General features: G+C 73.1%; 14 protein-coding genes. 6 read left to right on the top strand and 8 right to left on the bottom strand.

The window, feature by feature from the left end; all coding sequences use genetic code 11:
• Positions 1–868 precede the first annotated feature (868 nt).
• The 3 genes from ACF073_RS00695 to fxsT all read left to right on the top strand — a co-directional run bounded on the left by ACF073_RS00695 (position 869) and on the right by fxsT (position 5,593).
• The gene (locus tag ACF073_RS00695; protein WP_392065534.1) at positions 869–1,144 is read left to right on the top strand and encodes a hypothetical protein; all 276 of its coding nucleotides are present in this window, start codon (positions 869–871) and stop codon (positions 1,142–1,144) included.
• A complete protein-coding gene (locus ACF073_RS00690) occupies positions 1,141–2,508 on the top strand; it encodes an aKG-HExxH-type peptide beta-hydroxylase (RefSeq protein WP_392065532.1) in 1,368 nt (455 codons plus the stop codon). The genes ACF073_RS00695 and ACF073_RS00690 overlap by 4 nt, the downstream gene beginning before the upstream one ends.
• Before the next feature lie 82 nt (positions 2,509–2,590).
• Positions 2,591–5,593 carry an FxSxx-COOH system tetratricopeptide repeat protein gene (fxsT, locus tag ACF073_RS00685; RefSeq protein WP_392065530.1) on the top strand — a complete coding sequence of 1,001 codons (3,003 nt, stop codon included), beginning with the start codon at positions 2,591–2,593 and terminating at the stop codon, positions 5,591–5,593.
• Between the two features lie 88 nt (positions 5,594–5,681).
• Here fxsT and ACF073_RS00680 read toward each other — a convergent pair whose 3' ends face one another.
• From ACF073_RS00680 to ACF073_RS00665, 4 genes are all read right to left on the bottom strand, one after another.
• Positions 5,682–9,521 carry a multifunctional oxoglutarate decarboxylase/oxoglutarate dehydrogenase thiamine pyrophosphate-binding subunit/dihydrolipoyllysine-residue succinyltransferase subunit gene (locus ACF073_RS00680; RefSeq protein ID WP_392065529.1) on the bottom strand — a complete coding sequence of 1,280 codons (3,840 nt, stop codon included), beginning with the start codon at positions 9,519–9,521 and terminating at the stop codon, positions 5,682–5,684.
• A gap of 301 nt (positions 9,522–9,822) precedes the next feature.
• Entirely contained in the window at positions 9,823–10,947 is a 1,125-nt protein-coding gene (locus ACF073_RS00675; RefSeq protein ID WP_392065527.1) for an ATP-binding protein, read from the bottom strand.
• Positions 10,944–11,684: a response regulator transcription factor gene (locus ACF073_RS00670; protein WP_392065525.1), complete on the bottom strand. Its 741-nt coding sequence runs from the start codon at positions 11,682–11,684 to the stop codon at positions 10,944–10,946. Before ACF073_RS00670 ends, ACF073_RS00675 begins: the two co-directional genes overlap by 4 nt.
• Before the next feature lie 112 nt (positions 11,685–11,796).
• Positions 11,797–12,474, bottom strand: a complete 678-nt coding sequence (locus ACF073_RS00665) for a spermidine synthase (RefSeq protein ID WP_392065524.1) — start codon at positions 12,472–12,474, stop codon at positions 11,797–11,799.
• 198 nt (positions 12,475–12,672) lie between these two features.
• Here ACF073_RS00665 and ACF073_RS00660 point away from each other — a divergent pair, with 198 nt between their 5' ends.
• A complete protein-coding gene (locus ACF073_RS00660) occupies positions 12,673–13,491 on the top strand; it encodes a rhomboid-like protein (RefSeq protein WP_392065522.1) in 819 nt (272 codons plus the stop codon).
• A 135-nt stretch (positions 13,492–13,626) separates the two neighbouring features.
• Here ACF073_RS00660 and ACF073_RS00655 read toward each other — a convergent pair whose 3' ends face one another.
• On the bottom strand, positions 13,627–13,980 hold the full coding sequence (locus ACF073_RS00655; protein WP_392065520.1) for a hypothetical protein: 354 nt from the start codon (positions 13,978–13,980) through the stop codon (positions 13,627–13,629).
• A 193-nt stretch (positions 13,981–14,173) separates the two neighbouring features.
• Between ACF073_RS00655 and lon the strand changes: the two genes are divergently transcribed.
• Positions 14,174–16,603 carry an endopeptidase La gene (lon, locus tag ACF073_RS00650; RefSeq protein WP_392065518.1) on the top strand — a complete coding sequence of 810 codons (2,430 nt, stop codon included), beginning with the start codon at positions 14,174–14,176 and terminating at the stop codon, positions 16,601–16,603.
• A 93-nt stretch (positions 16,604–16,696) separates the two neighbouring features.
• Here the strand turns inward: lon and ACF073_RS00645 are convergent, their stop codons facing one another.
• Both ACF073_RS00645 and ACF073_RS00640 read right to left on the bottom strand, forming a co-directional pair.
• Positions 16,697–19,057, bottom strand: coding sequence for a SpoIIE family protein phosphatase (locus ACF073_RS00645; protein ID WP_392065517.1), 2,361 nt, complete (start codon positions 19,055–19,057; stop codon positions 16,697–16,699).
• Between the two features lie 151 nt (positions 19,058–19,208).
• Positions 19,209–20,042: a lysozyme gene (locus tag ACF073_RS00640; protein WP_392065515.1), complete on the bottom strand. Its 834-nt coding sequence runs from the start codon at positions 20,040–20,042 to the stop codon at positions 19,209–19,211.
• A 272-nt stretch (positions 20,043–20,314) separates the two neighbouring features.
• Here ACF073_RS00640 and ACF073_RS00635 point away from each other — a divergent pair, with 272 nt between their 5' ends.
• Positions 20,315–20,806, top strand: coding sequence for a MarR family winged helix-turn-helix transcriptional regulator (locus tag ACF073_RS00635; protein WP_392065513.1), 492 nt, complete (start codon positions 20,315–20,317; stop codon positions 20,804–20,806).
• A 22-nt stretch (positions 20,807–20,828) separates the two neighbouring features.
• On the opposite strand, the gene ACF073_RS00630 is transcribed toward ACF073_RS00635, so the two are convergent.
• Complete coding sequence (locus tag ACF073_RS00630; RefSeq protein ID WP_392065511.1) at positions 20,829–21,617, bottom strand: protein phosphatase 2C domain-containing protein; 789 nt, start codon at positions 21,615–21,617, stop codon at positions 20,829–20,831.
• Positions 21,618–21,928 lie beyond the last annotated feature (311 nt).

The raw sequence follows: 21,928 nt of genomic DNA, 5'->3' as shown, positions 1-21,928 counted from the left end.
GCGAGACCGGGGAGGCCGACACGGCCTACGAGCGGGCCGCGCTGCTCGCCCCCGCCGACGGCCCGCTGCGCGTCCGGCTCCTCACCGCCTGGGGCGAGTCCCTGCTCAGGCGGGCCGCCGCCGGTGACGGCGCCGGCGTGGTCGACCGGGCCGAGTCCGTGCTGCGCGAGGCGCTGAAGTCGCTGCCCGCCCGGTCCGCGCACCGCGGCCGGCTCCAGGGCCTGGTCGGCAGCGCGCTCGCCCAGCGGTTCCGCCATCTCGGGTTCCTGCCCGACCTGTTCGAGAGCCGGCATCTGCTCGGCCAGGCGGTGCGCGCGGCGACCGACGCGGCCGTGCGGGCCGAGGTGTGGCTCCAGCTGGGCCGGGTGCGGCTGGAGGGCTGGTACCACGCGGGTGCCCCGATGCTGATGGAGGCGCTCCAGGCGTACGAGAACGCCGAGCGGGAGGCGGCGGCGGCCCACGGCGGCGACCCCGGCTCGGTGACGGCCGCCAGGGCCCGGCACGGCAGCGGCGCGGTGCTGGCGCTGATGGGACGGCCGAGCGCGGCACGCGGCGCGTTCCGGGCGGCCCGGGACCAGTGGCAGCGGCTCGTGGGCGCGCTGCGCGAGGTCGACTGGGCCGATGTCGAGCTGACCCGGAGTGCGGAGGGGGCGCGACCGCCGGCGGACGCCCGGTCGCTGCCCGAGCAGGCGTGGCGGGACACGGCCCCGCCCTGGTGGCCGTGGTCCGGGTACGGGACCGACGTGAGCGAACTTGACCGGAGTTGAGCCGTCCAGGGTTTCTGTTTCCGGCCTGTCGGGAAGAAGTGGGCAGCCACTGCGGCTGCGCGGGCGGGCGTAGGCCGGCGAAGGCCAGGGAGGAGCCGAGGGTGGGGGAGCTTGGGACACGGGGGGCCGGCCTCGGCGAGCACGCCGGAGGGGTCGTGGGCCCGCCCGACCTCACCGGCGTCGACCTGCGGACACTGCGCGCCATGGACGACCCGGCGGTGCTCGCGGCGGTCGCCGGGGTGCTCGCCGACCCCGAGGGACTGCGCCGGGTCTGGTACACGACCGGCGACGACGATCTCATACCGGGCCGGCCCGGACATGCATTTTCGGCCGGTCCCGCGTGCCCGCTCGGACGCGGCGAGGACACCGTGGCATGACCTCCGGAGCCGTGGGACCCCTGGGGCCCGTGGGATCCGTGGACGACGTACGGCCGGACGCCCCGGCTCCCCGCCCGGTCCCGGACGCCCCGGCTCCGCGCCCGGTCCCGGCCGGGACGCTCGCCGCCCTCGCCCGCACCCGGCCGCTGCCCGCGGTCACCACGGCCCTGTGTGCCGCCCTGCACGCCCGGCGGATGCTGCTGCTGAAGTCCTTCCTGGTCCGGGTCGACCGGCTGCGCGCCACCCTGCCCGCCGCGGTACGGCGGCGCTTCGAGGACGACTGGGCGCTGCTGGAGCGGGCCGAGCGGACCGACGCCGCGGTCGTGCGCGCCGTACTCGACTACCCGACCACCGGCGCCTGGCTGGCCGCGGCGCTCGCCGCGCCCGACGGCCCGGCCTTCCAGGAGGGCGTCGCCGGCCTGGGCGCGGTGGCCGTCGCCGCCGCGCTGCGCGCCGGCTGCCGGTTCACCACCACCCGGGCACTGCCGGCCGGCACCCTGCCCCTGCCCGGCATCGGACTGCTGCGCTGCGCCCGGGGCCGGGCCCGGCTGTCCGGCCGGGACGGAGCCGTACGGATCACCGACGGCGCGGGGCAGACGCTGCTGCTGCCCGGCACCGCCGCGGCGGGACCCGGCACCCGGTGGAGCGCCGACGGCGCCCTCGCCTGGTCCGCGCTGCACACGCTGCCCGGCGGCACCGCCGTGCTCGACGACGTGGACCCCTACCGGGTGCCCCCGGGCGGCATCGGACCGGCGGCGGTGCCCGCGGCCGAGCGCCCGTACTCCGACCACGCCGCGTGGGCCGCCCGCTGGCGGGACGCGCAGGCCCTGCTGGCCGCCACGCACCCCGCGCGGGCCGCCGAGACCGCCGCGCTGGTCCGCTCGGTCGTCCCGCTCGTGCCGCGGGCCGGCGCCGGGCCGTCGCTGAGCGCCACCGTGCGGACCGCGCCCGGCGCCGTACTGGCCCAGCTGCCGGCCGACCGGCGGGAGCTGGTCGAGCTGCTGGTGCACGAGACGCACCACACCAAGCTCGCCGTGCTCGACGAGCTGGTCCCGCTGTGGCGGCCCGGCGGCAGCCTGCACCGCGTGGGCTGGCGGCGCGATCCGCGGCCGGTCCCGGGCGTGCTCCAGGGCGCCTACGCGCACCTGGCGCTGCTCGATCTGTGGGGCAGGGCCCGTACCGGACCCGCCTGGGCGTGGCGGCGGCGTGCCGCCGAGCGTTTCGACGCCTGCCGCGAGCAGGTCGCCGAGGCCTTGTCCGTGCTGGCCGGGTCCGATGAACTGACCCCGTACGGAAGGGAGTTCGTCCGGCACATGGGCCGCCACCACGCGCACCTCGGGGCGACGGCCCGGACGCCGGGATGACGCTCCGTGGAAGCACTCTTGCGTTACGTTATGCGTGCGGCCGGCCACGAGGCCGGCGGCCGCGGTGGAACAGGGAGCGGCGATGGCGGAACAGCGGCGGCCGGGTGCGAACGGTGCGGTGGCACCCGAGCATGTGCTCGTGGTCTTCCCGGGGTACTACCGCTCGTGGGCGGCGTGGATCGCGCAGTGCCTGGAGCGGCACGGACACCGGGCCACGCTCCAGCGCTGGGACCCGCCGCGCGAGGTGGCCCTGGAGGACTCGCTCGGCGATCTGCTGCTGGCCAGCGGCCGGGTGCTGCTGGTCCTCAACGACTGGTTCTTCGAGCTGGGCCCGCGCCCGCCCGGCGAGTGGAACGACGCGCTGCGCGGTTTCGTCGCCGCGCACTCCGGCCGGTTCGCCGCGGTCAACCTCACCAACCGGCCGCTGCTGCCCGCCACCGCCGTGCTGGAACCGGCCAGCCTGTGGGCGCTGAGCGAGGAGGCCGCCGAGGAGCGCCTGCTGCGCCGGCTCGACCTGGAGCCGGTCGCCCGCCCGCGCGCGCTGCCCGGCCGGATCCGGTTCCCGGACGAGCGTTGCGAGATCTGGGGCGAGGTGCCTCGCCGCAACCCGCGCTTCACCGGCCGCGACGACCTGCTGGGCGAACTCCACCAGCGGCTCGCCGACGCCGAGCGCGGCGCCGCCGCCTGCACCCTCGTCGGCATGTCCGGCATCGGCAAGACCCAGCTGGCCGCCGAGTACGCGCACCGCTTCAGCACCGACTACGACCTGGTGTGGTGGGTCAACAGCGACGACCGCACCATCCAGCGCGACCGGCTCGGCGAACTCGCCGTCGAACTCGGCCTGCGCATCGGCAGCGAGCCCGGCGAACGCATCCGCGCGGTCCGCAACGCGCTGCGCCGCGGGGACCCGTACGCGAACTGGCTGGTGGTCTTCGACGGCTGGGACGACATCGAGGGCGTGCCGGCGCTGGTCCCGCAGGGCCCCGGCCATGTGCTGATCACCTCCCGCAACCGGGGCTGGAGCGAGCACACCGACATGCTGGAGATCCCCGCCTTCCTGCGCCCGGAGTCCACCGCCTACCTGATGCGCCGCGCCCCGCACATCAGCGCCCACGACGCCGACGAGGTCGCCGCCGAGTTCGGCGATGTGCCGCTGCCCCTGGTGCAGGCCGCCTCCTGGCTCGGCGAGTCCGGCATGGAGGTCGGCGAGTATCTGCGGATGGTCCGCGAACGGCGGCTGTCCACCGTCGACGAGCCCGTCACCGGGGAGGGCTTCCCGCAGTCCTCCCTCACCTCCTGGGCCATACTCCTCAACCGGCTGCGCCGTTCCCAGCCGCAGGCCATCGACGTGCTCGGCCTGTGCACCTCCTTCGCCCCCGGACGCATCCCGCTCGGCCTCATCCGCGCCTACCCGCGCGCCGAGCTGCCCGAGGAACTGCGCTGGATGTCCACCGACCTGCCCGCCTGGACCCGGGCCCTCGACACCCTGGTCAACTACTCGGTGCTCACCCGGGAGACCCGCGGGCCGCTGGCCGCCGAGATGGGCCCGCACCAGGAGTCGGTGCACATGCACCGGCTCGTCCACGACATCGTCTCCAAGCTGACCAGCGACAGCAGCCAGGAACTGCACCGCCGTGCGGTGCGCACCCTGCTCGCCGAGGCCGACCCGGGCAACCCCGCCGACAGCCGCAACTGGCCGCGCTACGCCGAACTGCTGCCGCACCTCGAACCCTCCGGCGCCCTGGAGAGCCGGCAGCCCCGGGTGCAGGAGCTGGTCCTGAACTGCCTGCGCTACTGCACCCGCAGCGGCGAGTACAGCGGCGGTCTCGAACTGGTCCAGCAGGTGCGCCCGCACTGGTCCCGGTTCATGGACCCGATCGACCAGCCGATGCTCGACCTGGCCACCCAGGAGGGCAACATGCTGCGCAACAGCGGCCGCTTCCGCGAGCTGTACGACCTGCACCGGGGCGTGCTCCAGCAGCTGGGCGCCGCACCCCGGCGCAACGAGGTCGGCGAACTGGTCAGCAAGAGTGCCATCGCGTCCGGCCTGCGCTCCCTCGGCCGCTACCAGGAGGCGCACGAGCTCCAGCGCGAGGTGCTGGAGGGCAACGAGCGGCTGCTCGGCCCGGACGAGCCCCCCACCCTGGTCGCCCGGCACAACCTCGGTGTCGCCCTGCGCATGCTGGGCCGGTACGCCGAGGCGCTGGAACTCGACCTGGAGACCCTGGCCCGGCGCGAGAGCGTGCTGCGCGCCCGGCACATCAACACCCTCCACTCGGGCAACGCGGTCACCCACAGCCTGCGCCTGCTCGGCCGCTACCGGGAGGCGCTGGCCCGCCAGGAGCCCGTCGTACGGCTCCATGTCCAGGTGCTCGGCCCGCAGCACCCGCAGACCCTGGAGGCCCGCTCCCAGCTGGCCATGTGCCGGCGCCGCGAGGGCGGGCACGCCCCGGACGTCGGCCCTGGCATGGCCAGCCTGCTGGACCAGCTGATCCAGCTGCACGGCCGCGAGCACTACCGCACGCTGGCGTTCCTCACCAACTACGGCAACTTCCTCCGCGAGCACGGCGACCTCCGTCAGGCCCGCGAGTTCATCGACGAGGCGGAGGCCGGCTACCGGTCGCTGCTCGGTCCGGCGCACCCCGTGGCCACCGGCATGCTGTCCAACACCGGACTGGTGATGCAGGCGTCGGGGGAGCGCGGCGAGGCGCTGGCGATGTTCGAGGCGGCGCTCGCCGGGCTCGGCGCCACCCTCGGCCAGGACCATCCATGGGTCCTGGGCTGCGCCCTCAACGCGGCCGGCGCGCGCAACATCACCGGCCGGTTCGGGGACGCGGCGGAGCTGAGCCGGCAGACGCTGCGCCGGGCCCGGCACACGCTGGGCCACGACCATCCGCTCACCCTGTCCTGCCAGGTGGCGCTCGCCGCTGATCTGCGGGCGACGCACGAGCAGGAGGAGGCGGGCAAGGTGGAGGAGGACGCCCTCCTCGCCCTCACCCGCACCCTGGGCGCCCAGCACCCGCACACCCTCTCCGCCCGCCAACGGGTCCGCCCCTACTGGGACTTCGAGGCCTACCTGGGCTGACCCTGACCCCTGTGCGCAGGCAGAAGGGCCCGGCACCGAGCGAGAACTCGGTACCGGGCCCTGAGCGTGCGGCGAGCCGCCGGAGGCACTACGCCTCGAACACCTCACGCACCAGCTGCTCCTGCTCGGCCTGGTGGCGCTTGGCGGAGCCCACCGCCGGGGACGAGCCGTGCGGGCGCGAGATGCGCCGCAGCCGCTCGCCGGCCGGGATGTCCGCGCCGACCGCCAGGTCGAGGTGGTCGATCAGGTTGAGCGCGATGAACGGCCAGGCACCCTGGTTCGCCGGCTCCTCCTGGGCCCACAGGTACTTCTCGGCGTTCGGGTACTTGTTGACCTCCGCCTGGAGCTCGGCACCCGGCAGCGGGTACAGGCGCTCGATGCGGATGATCGCCGTGTCCGTGACGCCGCGCTTGACCCGCTCGGCCTCCAGGTCGTAGTAGACCTTGCCCGCGCAGAAGACGACCTTCTTCACGGCGGCCGGGTCGGTGATCGACGCGTCGCCGATGACCGGACGGAACTCGCCGCTCGTGAACTCCTCCGCCTTCGAGGCCGCGGCCTTCAGGCGCAGCATCGACTTCGGGGTGAAGACGATCAGCGGCTTGTGGTGCGGGTTGTGCACCTGCCACCGCAGGAGGTGGAAGTAGTTCGACGGGAGCGTGGGCATCGCGACCGTCATGTTGTTCTGCGCGCACAGCTGGAGGAAGCGCTCCGGGCGGGCGGACGAGTGGTCCGGGCCCTGGCCCTCGTAGCCGTGCGGGAGCAGCAGGGTGACGCCGGAGGTCTGGCCCCACTTCTGCTCCGCCGAGGAGATGAACTCGTCCACGACCGTCTGCGCGCCGTTGACGAAGTCGCCGAACTGCGCCTCCCACATCACCAGCGCGTCGGGGCGGGCGAGCGAGTAGCCGTACTCGAAGCCCATCGCCGCGTACTCGGAGAGCAGCGAGTTGTAGACGTTCAGGCGGGCCTGCTCGTCGGCGAGGTACATCAGCGGGGTGAACTCGTCGCCGCTCTCACGGTCGATGATCACCGCGTGCCGCTGGCCGAAGGTGCCGCGCTGGGAGTCCTGGCCCGCGAGGCGGACCGGGGTGCCGTCCAGCAGCAGCGAGCCGATGGCCAGGGTCTCGCCCATGCCCCAGTCGATCGTGCCGTCCTCGACCATCGTCGCCCGGCGCTGCAGCTGCGGCAGCAGACGCGGGTGGACGGTGATGTTGTCGGGGACGTTGACCTGGGACTCGGCGATCCGCTTGACGACCTCGGCGGAGATCGCGGTCGGGACCGACACCGGGAAGCCGTCCTGCGGGGTCTGGACGTCCCCGGCGGGCGGCTGCGAGGTGGCCTCGCGGACCTCGGTGAAGACCTTCTCCAGCTGGCCCTGGTAGTCCTGGAGCGCCTGCTCGGCCTCTTCCAGGGTGATGTCGCCGCGACCGATCAGGGACTCGGTGTAGAGCTTGCGCACCGAGCGCTTCTTGTCGATCAGGTCGTACATCAGCGGCTGGGTGAAGGCCGGGTTGTCCGACTCGTTGTGACCGCGGCGGCGGTAGCAGATGAGGTCGATCACCACGTCCTTGTTGAACGCCTGGCGGAACTCGAAGGCGAGCCGCGCGACACGCACGACGGCCTCCGGGTCGTCGCCGTTCACGTGGAAGATCGGGGCCTCGATCATGCGGGCCACGTCCGTCGCGTACATGGAGGAACGCGAGGACTCGGGGGCCGCGGTGAAGCCGACCTGGTTGTTGATGACGATGTGGACCGTGCCGCCGGTGCGGTAGCCGCGCAGCTGCGACATGTTCAGGGTCTCGGCCACCACGCCCTGGCCCGCGAAGGCCGCGTCGCCGTGGATCGCCACCGGCAGGACCGTGAAGTCCGTGCCGCCCTTGTTGATGATGTCCTGCTTGGCGCGGGCGACGCCCTCCAGGACCGGGTCCACCGCCTCCAGGTGCGAGGGGTTGGCGACCAGCGAGACCTTGATCTGCTCGCCGTCCAGGCCGGTGAAGGTGCCGTCGGCGCCCAGGTGGTACTTCACGTCGCCGGAGCCGTGCATCGACTTCGGGTCGAGGTTGCCCTCGAACTCGCGGAAGATCTGCGCGTACGACTTGCCGACGATGTTCGCCAGCACGTTCAGCCGGCCGCGGTGGGCCATGCCGATGACGACCTCGTCGAGGCGCGACTCGGCGGCCGAGTCGATCACGGCGTCGAGCAGCGGGATGACGGACTCGCCGCCCTCCAGCGAGAAGCGCTTCTGGCCGACGTACTTGGTCTGCAGGAAGGTCTCGAACGCCTCGGCGGCGTTCAGCCGGCGCAGGATGCGCAGCTGCTCCTCGCGCTCCATCTTGGAGTGCGGGCGCTCCACCCGGTCCTGGATCCACTTGCGCTGCTTGGGGTCCTGGATGTGCATGAACTCGATGCCGGTGGTGCGGCAGTACGAGTCGCGCAGCACGCCGAGGATGTCGCGCAGCTTCATCATCGACTTGCCGGCGAAGCCGCCGACGGCGAACTCGCGCTCCAGGTCCCACAGGGTGAGGCCGTGCTCGACGATGTCCAGGTCGGGGTGCTTGCGCTGCTTGTACTCCAGCGGGTCGGTGTCGGCCATGACGTGGCCGCGCACCCGGTAGGAGTGGATCAGCTCGAAGACCCGGGCGGCCTTGGTGACGTCGTCGTCGTGCGAGGCGTCGATGTCCTTGAGCCAGCGGACCGGCTCGTAGGGGATGCGCAGGGCCTCGAAGATCTCGTCGTAGAAGCCGTTCTCGCCGAGCAGCAGGTTCGCGACCTGGCGCAGGAACTCGCCGGAGGCGGCGCCCTGGATCACCCGGTGGTCGTAGGTCGACGTGAGCGTCATGACCTTCGAGATGCCGAGCTTGTTCAGGGTGTCCTGGCTGGTGCCCTGGAACTCCGCGGGGTAGTCCATGGAGCCGACGCCCATGATCACGGACTGGCCGGGCATCAGCCGCGGCACGGAGTGGACGGTGCCGAGACCGCCGGGGTTGGTCAGCGAGACCGTGACACCGGTGAAGTCGTCCATCGTCAGCTTGCCGTCGCGGGCGCGGCGGACGATGTCCTCGTAGGCCTGCCAGAACTCGAAGAAGTTCAGCGTCTCGGCCTTCTTGATGGCGGCCACGACGAGCTGGCGGTCACCGTTCGGCTTGACCAGGTCGATGGCCAGGCCGAGGTTGACGTGCGGCGGCTTGACGAGGGTCGGCTTGCCGTCCTTCTCGCCGAACGCGTAGTTCATCGCCGGCATGGCCTTGATGGCCTGCACCATCGCGAAGCCGATCAGGTGCGTGAAGGAGATCTTCCCGCCCCGGGCGCGCTTCAGGTGGTTGTTGATGACGATCCGGTTGTCGAACAGCAGCTTCACCGGGACCGCGCGCACCGAGGTGGCGGTCGGCAGCTCCAGCGAGGCGTTCATGTTCTTCGCGACGGCCGCGGACGGACCACGCAGCGTCACGTACTCGGGACCCTCGGGGGCGGCCTTGGCCGGCTCGGCCTTCGCCTTCGGCTGAGCGGGCGCCTGTGCGGGCTGCGCCGGCTTGGCCGGGGCGGGGGCGGCCTGCGCCGCGGGAGCGGGGGCCGGGGCCGCGGCGGCGGGCTGTGCGGCCGGGGCGGCGGCCTGGGGGGCCGGGGCCTGGGCCGGAGCCGCGGACTGCGCCTGCGGGGCCGTGGTGGTGGTCTCTGCGGCCCCCGTGGCCGCAGTACCCGCCGGAGCCGGGGTGGCAGGAGCGCCCGGCTTGTAATCGGCGAAGAAGTCCCACCAGGCGCGGTCTACCGAATTCGGGTCCTGGAGGTACTGCTGATAGATCTCGTCGACGAGCCACTCGTTCGGACCGAACGCGGCAGCGGGGTTCTTCCCGGCCTGGTCGTCGGTCGTGGGGGTACCACCCGGCCGAAGGCTGGGGGAGCTCGATGAGTTACTGGGGGACTGTGGCGACACGGCGGCAACCGCCCTCTTCCGCTTCACAAGGTGATGGACAGCGGGAATAAAGGCTACGCCTCCCTGACGGAGAAGGTCAGGTCGAGCAAGGTCATCGTCGCGTAAGTCACATCGGAAATCTTGTTTCGGGGCTTGATATGGCGGGAAACAAGCGTGGTTCCGCATGTGAGAGCCTGCACCGGCGCCTGCCCGGCGCGCATGTGTTCGAGGGGTCGCGCGGGCCAGCCCTGATCACACGTGTCGAGCTGCGCGGAACGGCGGCGTCCGTCGTGGATCTTGTGCTTCCGGTTCGGACTTTACGTCAACTTGGGACGGAAGTCAGGCCCGGGAGAGTGACGATGATCCGGCAGCCCCGCTCGGATTCGGCCACCCCGATCCGGCCGCCGTGCAGGTCCACGGCCCAGCGGGCGATGGCGAGGCCGAGCCCCGTACCGCCGTCGCTGCCGGGACCGTGCGGCCGGGTCACCTGGCCGCGGTTGAACCGCTCGAAGACCCGGTGCCACTCCGACCGCGGTATGCCGGGCCCCTCGTCGAGGACCTCCAGCTCCAGCGACTCCGGCTGCGGTCCGCGCCGCGCCCGCAGCGTCACGCGGCCGTGCGGCGGGCTGTGCTTGACCGCGTTGTCGATCAGGTTCGCGACGACCTGGTGGATGCGCTCGGGGTCCGCGTGCGCGGTCAGCTCCGGCGGGGAGACGTCGAGGTGCAGATGGACGTCCGTACGGGTGTGGCTGCCGGAGCCGGAGGCGATGCCCGCGCGCGCGGAGGCGACCATGTTGGCCTCCTTCAGCACGCCCGAGAGGTACGGCCACACCTCGAAGCGGCGCAGCTTCAGCGGTACGACGCCGTTGTCGAGGCGGGAGAGGTCCAGCAGGGTCTCCACCAGGCGGCCCAGCCGCTCGGTCTGCTTCAGGGCCGTCCGCATGGTCTCCTGGTCGGGCTCGGTGACCCCGTCGACGATGTTCTCCAGCACCGCGCGCAGCCCGGCGATCGGGGTGCGCAGCTCGTGCGAGACGTTCGCGACCAGTTCCTTGCGCTGGTTGTCCTGGGCCTCCAGCTCGTCGGCCATGACGTTGATCGTCTGGGCCAGGTCGCCCAGCTCGTCCCGGCGGTTCTCCTTCACCCGGCGCGTGTAGTCGCCGTAGGAGATCGACCGGGCCACCGCGTTCATCTCGTCCAGCGGCATGGTGAGCGAATGCGCCACGAACTGCGTGATGAGCAGGGTGGCGATCATCGAGAAGACCGTGATGAAGCGCAGCTCCGTCTTGGTGTGCACCGCGACGATCGACAGGCCGGTGGTGATCAGCACCGCGATGACGACCAGCGCACCCAGCTTGGTCTTGATCGAGAACGGGCGGACGCCGCCCCAGGGTTCCTCGCCGAGGGTCCCGGGGCTCCTCCGTGCGGCCTGGCGCCCGTCGCCGCTCACGGGGTGGGTGTCTCCAGCGCGTAGCCCACGCCGTGCACCGTGCGGATCCGCTCGGCGCCGATCTTCCGGCGCAGCGCCTTGATGTGGCTGTCGACCGTGCGGGTGCCGGAGGCGTCCGCCCAGTCCCACACCTCGGCCAGCAGCTGCTCCCGGGAGAGCACCGCGCGCGGGGTGTTCGCCAGGCACACCAGCAGATCGAACTCGGTGGGCGTCAGATGGACGTCGTCGGCCTTCACCCGGACCCGGCGCTGAGCGTGGTCGATCTCCAGCTCGCCGAGGCGCAGGATGCCGGAGCGCGGTGTGGCGGCGGCCAGCGCGGCCCGCTCCATCCGGCGCAGCAGCACGTGCACGCGGGCCGCGAGCTCCCGCATCGAGAACGGCTTGGTCATGTAGTCGTCGGCGCCGACGCCGAGCCCGACCAGCATGTCCGTCTCGTCGTCCCGGGCGGTGAGCATCAGCACCGGCACCGGCCGCTGCGCCTGCACCCGCCGGCAGACCTCGAGGCCGTCGAAGCCGGGCAGCATGATGTCGAGGATCAGCAGGTCGGGCTGCCATGCCTCGGCGGTGTCGACCGCGGCCGGACCGTCGGACGCCGTTTGCACCAGAAATCCCTCGGCGCGGAGCCGGGCCGCGATGGCGTCGACGATCGTGGGATCGTCCTCGACCACCAGCACCCGGCGCTGTGCGCCCGGGGTGGTCGTCGCCGCGCCGCTCTGGGAGGTGTGTGTCTGCTCCATCGCCCGCCCCTGTTGTTGCTTTCCGGAATCCGTGGGGTGATCCCATGTCTGCGTTTGACGCTTGAATGATCCGCGTCAGGGCAGCACATTACGGGGACTCACCGCGCTGTCGCTATCCAGGTCGGACGGCGAGGTGGACGGCGTCGGGAACGCCCCGGGCAACGGGCACCTCTTCGGTACGCACCCCCTGGAACCCGGCATTCCGCAAGGTTCCTTCAAAATCCGGAGAGGGTCGTGCCGACCATACGGCGAGTACCCCGCCGGGTGCCAACACCCGTGCGCAGGCGGCGAGTCCGGCCGGCGTGTAGAGACTCCCGTTGTCCTCGGTCACGGTCCAGCCGGGGCCGTTGTCGATGTCGAGGCACAGCGCGTCGAACGTGTCCGATGTCTCATTGACGTACGCCACGAGATCCGCTTCGACGATCACCGTGCGCGGGTCGGCGAGCGCCGCCGCGGTCACCTCGGACAGCGGGCCCTCCCGGTGCCAGCCGACGACCGCGGGCTCGCGTTCCACCACGGTGATCCGCCCCCAGCCGGGGTCGGCGGCCGCGTGTGCGAGCGAGAAGCCCACGCCGAGGCCGCCGATCAGCACCTTCGGCGCCGGGCGCCCGTCCAGCGCGGTGCGGGCGGCGTCGACCAGCAGCCGCTCCGAGCGGCCGTCGGAGGTGTCCATCAGGAAGCAGCCGTTGGCGATGATCTGCAGCAGAGCGCCGTGCCTGCGCAGCACCACCTCGCCGTACGGGCCGTCACGCCGGTCGAGGACCACAGGAGTGTCGTACGCGGCAGTCATGCCCCCATCCTGCTCGAACGACGCCTGTCCTTCACGGGAATTACGCATGACGCCCACGGAAGGGTGGCCCGGGCCGGGGAGGGGCGGACGCGTCCGGCGAGTGAGAGGTTGCTGTGAATCCGCTCTCGCGTGGCGTCGGTCATAGACAGCGGCACGCCGAGGACGAAGGGTGGGGCGCGACGGAAGGAGCGCCTCAGCGTGGAACGGTTCACGAAGGGTCCGGTGCCGGACGCGCCCCCGCCCGTGCCGGGCACACCCCTTCCGGACGGCACGGCCGCCGTCCCGTCCCCGGTGCTCCCCGCCCTGCTGGACGGCATGCCCCGCCAGCGCGGCACCGCCGCGGGACCCGTTCCGGAACCGGCCGCCGCCGAGCCGCGTCCGGCGGCACCGCGGCATCTGCCGCTGCCGCGGCCGTGGCGCCTGCTGCCCACACCGGCCGGCACGCCGTTCACCTTCGTCTACGCGACCGTGCTCGCGGTCACCTCCCTGGTCGCGACCCGGGCGGAGCCCGGCCTCGTGCACACGCTCTACCAGGACTCCAGCACGGACGTGGCGCACCTGCTGCGGATGCCCGTGCCGGTGCTGCTGGCGAGCGCGCTGTGGGTCGCGGGCGGCCTGCTCTCGCCGTACGCGGCCGCGTTCGTGCTGGTGCTCACCGCGCTGGAGCGGCGCATAGGCGGGGTGCGGGCCGCCGGTGTCTTCCTGGCCGGCCATGTGCTGGCCACCCTCGCCACCGAGGTCCCGGTGGGCCTCGCCGTCCTCGTCGGCCATCTGCCCGCGACCTCGCTGCACCGCCTCGACTACGGCATCAGCTTCGGCGTCGCCGCCAGCGTCGGCGCCCTCGCGGGCCTGCTCGGGCCCTGGCTCCGCTGGCCCCTGCTGGTCCTGGCGGCCGGCCTGCTGCTGGACGACCTGTTCGCCTACGCGGACCCCCTGACCGACTGGGGCCACCTCATCGCCCTGACGATCGGCGTGACCGCCTGGCCTCTGGTCCGCCGCTGGGCGCGGCGCACCTGACGGCCTTTCGGCGGCCGTTCTCCCGGGGCCGGCTCGCGGCGGCGCCCGCGAACCCGGTCCCGTCGCGTCCGGTGCGCGACCGCCCGGGGCGGCCGACGGCGCCGTGAGCCACGGGCTACCGGCTACGGCTACCGGTCAGCGACCGCGCCTCGGGCGTCCGGTCCACCGGCCGAGCCCCCGTCGCGAGCGACGGGTGCGTGTGCGCGGAAGTCGTGGGTCCCGCGCGTCCGCCCGGCCGGCCTCGCCAGGGCCGTGTGCCCAGTGGCCGTCCGGGGACAGGAGCGGCGCCTTGCGGTCCGCCCGGGCCCGGACCTCGACGTAGGAGTCGTGGGCCGTGGCGCGGAACGCCTCCTCGTAGGAGGCCAGGGCCGCGCTCATGGCCCCGCCGGCCAGGCCCCGGCGCCGGATGCGGGCGGCCAGCCAGGTGAAGAAGCCCAGGACCGCGGCGAGGGCTCCGATCAGAATCAGGGACGGTAAGAGAGCACCCATGGCCACGAGGCTACGTCGCCGCTCGCGGAGGGCCGGGTTCCGTTCGCTCCCGGTCGGTCGGCAGACATCGGGCGCAGCCCCCTTCACCTGCGGAAACCGAATGATCGCTCACAGCGAACAATGCGCTGGGAACATTCTCGGCGGCCAGTACATTGAGTCGGCATAGCTCAAGTTGACTGCCTAAGGGGAGATCATGGCTGCTGAGTCCACGGCGTTCACGCTCGTCCTGCCCGTGCTGCCGCTCGACGACGAGGTAGTGCTGCCCGGCATGGTGGTTCCGCTGGACCTGAGCGACGCCGAGGTACGTGCCGCGGTGGAGGCCGCACAGGCCGCCGCCCGGTCGGAGCCCGGCAAGCCCAGGGTGCTGCTGGTGCCGCGCGTCGACGGCACGTACGCCAGGACCGGCGTCCTCGGCACGGTCGAACAGGTCGGCCGGCTGGCCGACGGCGACCCGGGCGCGCTGATCCGCGGCCGGAGCCGGGTGCGCATCGGCGCCGGCACCACCGGCCCGGGCGCCGCGCTGTGGGTCGAGGGCGCCCGCGTCGAGGAGGACGTGCCGGAACCGCTGCCGGGCCAGGTCGCCGAACTGGTCAAGGAGTACAAGGCGCTCGCCACCGCCTGGCTGAAGAAGCGCGGCGCCTGGCAGGTCGTGGACCGTGTCCAGGCCATCGACGACGTGTCCGCGCTGGCCGACAACTCCGGCTACTCGCCGTTCCTGACCATCGAGCAGAAGGTCGAGCTGCTGGAGACCGCCGACCCGGTGGCCCGGCTCAAGCTCGCCGCCCAGCAGCTGCGCGACCACCTCGCGGAGCAGGAGGTGGCCGAGACCATCGCCAAGGACGTCCAGGAGGGCGTCGACAAGCAGCAGCGCGAGTTCCTGCTGCGCCGCCAGCTGGAGGCCGTGCGCAAGGAGCTGCGCGAGCTGAACGGCGAGAACTCCAAGGACTCGGCCGAGGAGTCCGACGACTACCGCGCCCGGGTGGAGGCCGCCGACCTGCCGGAGAAGGTCCGTGCGGCCGCGCTCAAGGAGGTCGACAAGCTGGAGCGCGCCTCCGACCAGTCGCCCGAGGGGTCCTGGATCCGCACCTGGCTGGACACGGTCCTGGAGATGCCCTGGAACGAGCGGACCGAGGACGCCTACGACATCCAGGGCGCGAAGGCCGTGCTCGACGCCGAGCACGCCGGTCTGGAGGACGTGAAGGAGCGCATCACCGAGTACCTGGCCGTGCGCAAGCGGCGCGGCGACCGCGGGCTCGGTGTCATCGGCGGGCGGCGCGGCGGTGCCGTGCTCGCCCTGGTGGGCCCGCCCGGCGTCGGAAAGACCAGCCTGGGAGAGAGCGTCGCGCACGCCATGGGCCGCAAGTTCGTCCGCGTCGCCCTCGGCGGCGTACGCGACGAGGCCGAGATCCGCGGCCACCGCCGTACGTACGTCGGTGCGCTGCCCGGCCGGATCGTGCGTGCCGTCAAGGAGGCCGGGTCGATGAACCCGGTGGTCCTGCTGGACGAGATCGACAAGGTGGGGTCCGACTTCCGGGGCGACCCGGCCGCCGCCCTGCTCGAAGTCCTCGACCCGGCGCAGAACCACACCTTCCGGGACCACTACCTGGAGGTCGAGCTCGACCTGTCCGACGTGGTCTTCCTCGCCACCGCCAACGTCCTGGAGGCCATCCCGGAGGCGCTCGCCGACCGTATGGAGATCGTCCGCCTGGACGGCTACACCGAGGACGAGAAGGTCGTCATCGCCCGCGACCATCTGCTCCCGCGCCAGCTGGAGCGGGCCGGGCTCGACGCGGCCGAGGTCGTCATCGACGAGAGCGCGCTGCGCAAGCTCGCCGGCGAGTACACCCGCGAGGCGGGCGTGCGGACCCTGGAGCGGTCCATCGCCCGGCTGCTGCGCAAGGTCGCGGCCCAGCACGAACTGGGCGAGCGGGAGCTGCCGTTCACCGTCACCGACGGCGAACTGCGCGGGCTGATCGGCCGGCCGCACCATGTGCCCGAGTCCGCCCAGGACCCGGCCGAGCGGCGGACGTCCGTCCCCGGAGTGGCGACCGGTCTCGCGGTCACCGGCGCCGGCGGCGACGTGCTCTTCGTGGAGGCGTCCCTCGCCGACCCGGAGACGGGCGGGGCCGGGCTGACCCTCACCGGCCAGCTGGGCGACGTGATGAAGGAGTCGGCGCAGATCGCGCTGAGCTTCCTGCGCAGCCACGGCGCCGAACTGGAGCTGCCGGTGGCCGACCTGAAGGACCGGGGCGTGCACATCCACTTCCCGGCGGGCGCGGTGCCGAAGGACGGCCCGAGCGCGGGCATCACGATGACCACGGCCCTCGCCTCGCTGCTCTCCGGCCGTCTGGTCCGCACGGACGTCGCCATGACAGGGGAGGTCTCGCTGACCGGCCGGGTGCTGCCGATCGGCGGCGTGAAGCAGAAGCTGCTCGCCGCCCACCGCGCCGGGGTGACCACCGTGATCATCCCCAAGCGCAACGAGCCCGACCTGGACGACGTCCCGGCCGAGGTGCTGGACAAGCTCGACGTCCACGCCGTGACCGACGTCCGCCAGGTCCTGGAGCTGGCGCTCGCGACCGCCGCGGACGGCGCGACGCCGGAGGTTCCCGTGGCGGCGTGACGGACGCCGCGGGACGAGCGGAGGTCCGGGTCCCGTGAGGGAGGCCCGGGCCTTCGCCGTGCGCCGGGCAGGGGATCGCCTGCCCGGCCGGTGTCAGGGCGCGGCCAGCGACTGCTCCGCCCACACCGTCTTGCCGACCCGGTCGTGCCGGGTGCCCCAGCGCTCGGCGAGCTGGGCGACCAGCAGCAGGCCCCGGCCGCCCTCGTCGAAGATCCGCGCCCGGCGCATGTGCGGGGTGGTGCCGCTGGCGTCGTACACCTCGCAGAGCAGCGTGGCGCCCTGGTGGAGGAGCCGGAGCCGGATGGGCGGGCGGCCGTAGCGGAGGGCGTTGGTGACCAGCTCGCTGACCATCAGCTCGGTGGTGAACGCGGCCTCGGCCAGGTCCCAGGCGGCCAGCTGCCGTTCGACATGACGGCGCGCGAGGGCGACGACGGTGGGGTCGTTGTCCAGCTCCCAGGAGGCGACCCGGTCCTCGTGCAGCACCCGGGTACGGGCCACCAGCAGGGCGATGTCGTCGTCGGGGCGGTGGCTGAGCAGTTCGGTGAGCACCCGGTCGCACACCGCGTCCAGCGAGGTCGCGGGGCGGCTGAGCGCGGCGAACATCTTGTCCAGCGCCTCGTCGATGTCGTGCTCGCGGGCCTCGAACAGCCCGTCGGTGTAGAGCGCGAGCATGCTGCCCTCGGGCAGTTCCGTCTCGACCGCCTCGAAGGGCAGCCCGCCGAGCCCGAGCGGCGGCCCCGCGGGCACGTCGAGGAAGCGGACCGTGCCGTCCGGGGTCACCACGGCGGGCGGCGGATGGCCGGCCCGGGCCGCCGTGCACCGGCCCGAGACCGGGTCGTAGACGGCGTACAGGCAGGTGGTGCCGATGCCGCCGGCGGTCTCGGCGGCCGGGTCGGCGCTGCCCTCGTCGGCGGCCAGCCGCAGCACCAGGTCGTCCAGGTGGGTGAGCAGCTCGTCGGCCGGCAGATCGACGTCGGCCAGGGTGCGCACCGCCGTGCGCAGCCGGCCCATGGTGGCGGAGGCGCGGATGCCGTGGCCCACGACATCGCCGACGACGAGCGCCACCCGGGCCCCGGACAGCGGGATCACGTCGAACCAGTCGCCGCCCACACCGGCCCGGGACGCGGCCGGCAGATAGCGGGTGGCGACCTCCAGGGCCGCCTGCTCGGGCAGTGTGTGCGGGAGCAGGCTCCGCTGGAGGGCCATGGTGGTGGTGCGGGCCCGCGAGTCGGCGCGGGCCTGCTCGATGCCGGCCGCCGCCTTGGCGGAGAACTCCTCGGCGAGCCGCAGGTCCTCAGGCCCGAACGGCTCCCGCCCCCGGTGCCGCCCGAACAGGGCGACGCCGAGCGTGCAGCCCTGGGCGGACAGCGGCACCGCCAGCAGGGAGCGCGCCTCGGCCGCGCGCAGCCATGCGGCGCCCGGGTCCAGCTCCGCCCACTCGGCGACGGCCGGGTCCGCCGTGTCGTAGAGCAGCGGGCGCGAGCCCGCGAGACACCGTGCGGGCGGTGAGTCCGCCGGGCAGACGACCACCTCGCCGATGCCGGTGCCGTGGCCGCGCGCGTCGCCGCCCGGGACCGCGCGCAGGGCGGCCCGGCGCAGCACGACCTGGTCCGGCCGCGGCCGGACGGCATCGGTGCCGGTGCGCGGGGAGTCCAGCAGGTCGACGGTCATGGCGTCGGCCAGCCGCGGCACCGTGACCTCCCCCAGCTCCTGTGCGGCGCGGGCCTGGTCCGCGGCCGTGCCGACGCGCGAGCCGGGTTCGTCGGCGGGGCGCTGCCGGGCGGCGGTGTCCTCGGCCGGCTGCGGCAGGGACAGGCAGACGGCCCGCACGGTGCCGTCGGCGTCCTTCAGCGGGCTGAGGACGACGGGCCGGCCCAGGTCCGCGCCGAGGCGGGCCGCCGCCTCCTGCGGCCGGCCGGAGTCCAGCGCCCGCCGCATCGACCGCTCGGCCTCCTCGCTGGCCGCCCCCGGCACGATGTGGGTGAGGGACAGCCCGCGCATCGCCGCCTCGGGCAGGGCGAGGGCGTGTTCGAGGCGGCGGTTGGCGCGCACCAGGCGCAGGTCCGCGCCGAAGATGGCCAGCGGAAAGGGGGACTGGAGGAACGTCCACTCCTCCAGCGGCTCCCCGCGGGGCGGCTGGGCCCGGGCCGTCACGGCGCTCACCAGGAGCCAGTCGGTGCCGCCGGTGCGCGAGGTCCGGCGGTGCGCGAGGATCCCCAGCTCCAGCAGGGTGCCGTCCTGGCGGCGCAGCGGGACGGTGCCGTTCCAGCGGCTGCGGCCGGTCAGCGCCCGCCGGGCCGCGGTGCCTTCGGCGGCGAGCAGTGCGGTGGCGGGCCGGCCGACGACGGCCGAGGAGTCGTAGCCGAGCAGCCGCCGCGCGCCCTCGCTCCAGCCGGTGAGGATGCCCTGCTCATCGATGGTGGCCGTGGCCGTGTACGTCGACTGTCGCTCCATCGCCGCTCATCTCGCCCTTGCTCGGCAGGCTCTCCTGACCAGCATGATCCCGGGCGGCGCGGAGCACCAACGCAGGGGCGGCCGGGAAACGGCGGGCCGGAGGAGGCGGCTCGGGGCCGGCCGTCTCCCCGGCCGGTGACCGGCGGACGGCTCAGCCGTTGGCCAGGGCCTGCACCCGGTCGAGGGCGCCGTTGAACTTGTCGTGGTCCCCGACGGTCGGGCCGGACGAGGTGTACTGCCACATCGTGTAGACGGGCCACCCGGCCGGCAGCGTCCCCGGGTCGGCGGCGTAACGGGCGATCCACAGCGGGTTGTTCGCCGCGAAGCCGCCGTAGTCGCCGGTGCACTGGGTCCACCAGCTGGCGGCCGTGTAGATGACGGCGTACCGGCCGGTGCGCGCCTTGTAGGTGGCGATGAAGTCGGCGATCCAGCTGACCATCTGGCTCGCGGTCTTGCCGTAGCAGGCGGCGCCGTACGGGTTCCATTCGATGTCCAGGGCGCCGGGCAGGGTCTTGCCGTCCCGGGACCAGCCGCCGCCGTGGTCGGCGAAGTAGTTGGCCTGGGCGGCGCCGCTGGTGGTGTCCGGGGTCGCGAAGTGGTAGGCGCCGCGGATCATGCCCACGTTGTAGGAGCCGTTGTACTGCTGGGCGAAGTACGGGTTCGTGTAGTACGTGCCTTCCGTGGCCTTGGTGTACGCCCAGCGCACTCCGCTGCCCCACAGGGTCGACCAGGCGACGTTGCCCTGGTGGGCGGAGACGTCCACCCCTTCGGTCTGGGTGGCGTCACCCGTGCTGGGGGTGCCGTCGCTGCCGTCGTGGGCGAGGACTCCGATGCCCAGGTAGGCGGAGCCGCGGCTGGGCGTGTCCGCCGCCTGGGCGGAGGTGAGCGGGAGCGTGAGGGAGAGCGCCGCGAGCAGGGCCGTGATCAGGACGGCGAGGGGGCGCGGGCGGAAGGAGGGAACGGAGCCGGGTCTGCGCACGGGCATGACGTGCCTCCGGGGAGTGAAGTGGGGGGGGGAGCGAGAGAGGGGGGAGCGAGCCGAGAGGGGGGAGAACCAAGTGGGGGACTGCACCCCGCACCACTGGCGTGGGCATGCCAGTAATTGTCTGATAAAGAAGCTACGCACGTAGATGACGGCGTGGGAAGAGGGTCCGGACGACGCCGTTGGTCTACGCCTGCGAAATACTTACGGAGCTGCGGCAATGACGACGTTTGACAGAAACTTTCAGAACTGCGAAACCGATCAGGGGTGCTGACGTGCACGAGGACGGAAACGGCGGCGCGCTTCACGCCGCCGGTCAGATGGCGCCCAGTGGTGCAGACCAGGAATTCCTGACGCTGGAGCGCGAGTTGACCGTGCTGCTGCGGCGGGCCCGCGCCAATCAGGGCGAGATGGCCCGGGAGGTCCACCCCGACCTGGAGTCCTCCGCGTACGGCCTGCTCATCCGGCTGGACGAGCTGGGCGGCCAGCGGGCCACGGCGCTCGCCGGCTACATCGGCGTCGGCAAGGCCACCATGTCCCGCCAGCTGCGCGCCCTGGAGGAGCTGGGCCTGATCGCCCGCGAACCCGACCCGGCCGACGGCCGCGCCTGGCTCGTCACCCTCACCGAGGAGGGCCGGCGCCGCGTCGGCACCGTCCGCGAGGCCCGCCGCGCCCGCTATGTCCGCCAGCTCGCCCACTGGGACCGCCGCGAGGTCGCCGAGCTGGCCCGGCTGCTCCACGAGCTGAACGGCGTCATGGCGAAATAGCCCCCGAGGGCCCCCGGGGCCCTCACAGCTCCACGTAGACCACCGTCGCGTCGTCGTGCGTCTTGCTCCGCCCCAGGAACGCCCGCTCCCCCCGGTCCGCCGTCTCCAGCTCCCGCACCCGCTCGACCAGCGCCCGGCCGCCCTCCTTGGCGACCGTGTCGAACAGGGCCGTCCAGTCGCCCTCCCGGAACTTCTCCGTCCAGCGGGTCGCGCCGTCCGTCAGCGCGGCCAGCGCCCGGACCTCGTGCCGCGGCAGGCTGCCGGTGACCGCCCGGGCCGCCACCGAGGGATCGGCGGCGGCCGTGAAGAAGCCGCCCTCCTTGTTCCGCAGGTTCGCGTCGACCAGCGCGTCGGTGGCGAGCGCGGCACGGGGGAGCCGGGCGAGCCGGTCGTCCAGCACCGGGGTGACCGTGCCGTCGGACGCCTGCACCAGCAGCGCGGAATCGGACAGCACCAGGTACTCGACCGCGGCGGCTGACCAGCGGGCCAGGACGACGGTTGCCTGCGGTGTTCGCGGGTGAGAAAGGTCACAGGTCTCCGCATGGGCCTCCGCGGTCCGGCCTATCGCCCGCGCGAGAATCTCCGGGAGCGTCAGATCTCGGCTGGAAAGGGTCAGTTCGGTCAGCGCGCCGCCCAGGCGCGCGGTGAACCAGGGCACCGAATGCAGACAGCCCGTCCCGCCGCCGGGCGGCGTCACCCCGTCCAGCACGATCACGCAACCTCCCTGTCCGGAGGCGGGTAGTCCGACACCCGCGAAGTCCTCGTTGGGGTGAGTCGCGTCGCCGGGTTCCGTAACGAGATCAGTGCGCATCCGGCCAGTCTGCACGAGCCCTTCACACACGGGGCCAAAGGCTGGCAAGCATCCGGCGAATTCTCACGACCGCGCAGGTCAGCCGCCTGTTTTGGGCAAGAATGGGCCACTCCGGGAAGGCGTGGTGGCGAATCCTGTCAAAGCCTTGCCGTGTGCGTCCAACCGGCCCGCCGCGCAGGCACCCCGCACACGCCACGGGAACTTGCCCGTCAACTCCCCTCCGATGTTCACTCCTTCGGGTGGCGGGTCAGGTGATGCGCGACCACTGCCCACCGGCGCTGGGAGGGTCGGGAACCATACGAACCGGGTGT

The organism is Streptomyces sp. NPDC015171, assembly GCF_043079545.1.
Classification (GTDB): Bacteria; Actinomycetota; Actinomycetes; order Streptomycetales; family Streptomycetaceae; genus Streptomyces.
The sequence above is the reverse complement of the archived record's forward strand: the minus strand, read 5'-3'. Positions and strand labels throughout refer to the sequence as shown.

Coding starts and splice junctions, on each gene's coding strand:
- ACF073_RS00690 (WP_392065532.1), top strand. CDS start 1,141: ATGACCTCCGGAGCCGTGGGACCCCTGGGGCCCGTGGGATCCGTGGAC.
- ACF073_RS00655 (WP_392065520.1), bottom strand. CDS start 13,980: ATGGGTGCTCTCTTACCGTCCCTGATTCTGATCGGAGCCCTCGCCGCG.
- ACF073_RS00665 (WP_392065524.1), bottom strand. CDS start 12,474: ATGACTGCCGCGTACGACACTCCTGTGGTCCTCGACCGGCGTGACGGC.
- fxsT (WP_392065530.1), top strand. CDS start 2,591: ATGGCGGAACAGCGGCGGCCGGGTGCGAACGGTGCGGTGGCACCCGAG.
- ACF073_RS00630 (WP_392065511.1), bottom strand. CDS start 21,617: ATGCGCACTGATCTCGTTACGGAACCCGGCGACGCGACTCACCCCAAC.
- ACF073_RS00670 (WP_392065525.1), bottom strand. CDS start 11,684: ATGGAGCAGACACACACCTCCCAGAGCGGCGCGGCGACGACCACCCCG.
- ACF073_RS00640 (WP_392065515.1), bottom strand. CDS start 20,042: ATGCCCGTGCGCAGACCCGGCTCCGTTCCCTCCTTCCGCCCGCGCCCC.
- ACF073_RS00645 (WP_392065517.1), bottom strand. CDS start 19,057: ATGGAGCGACAGTCGACGTACACGGCCACGGCCACCATCGATGAGCAG.
- lon (WP_392065518.1), top strand. CDS start 14,174: ATGGCTGCTGAGTCCACGGCGTTCACGCTCGTCCTGCCCGTGCTGCCG.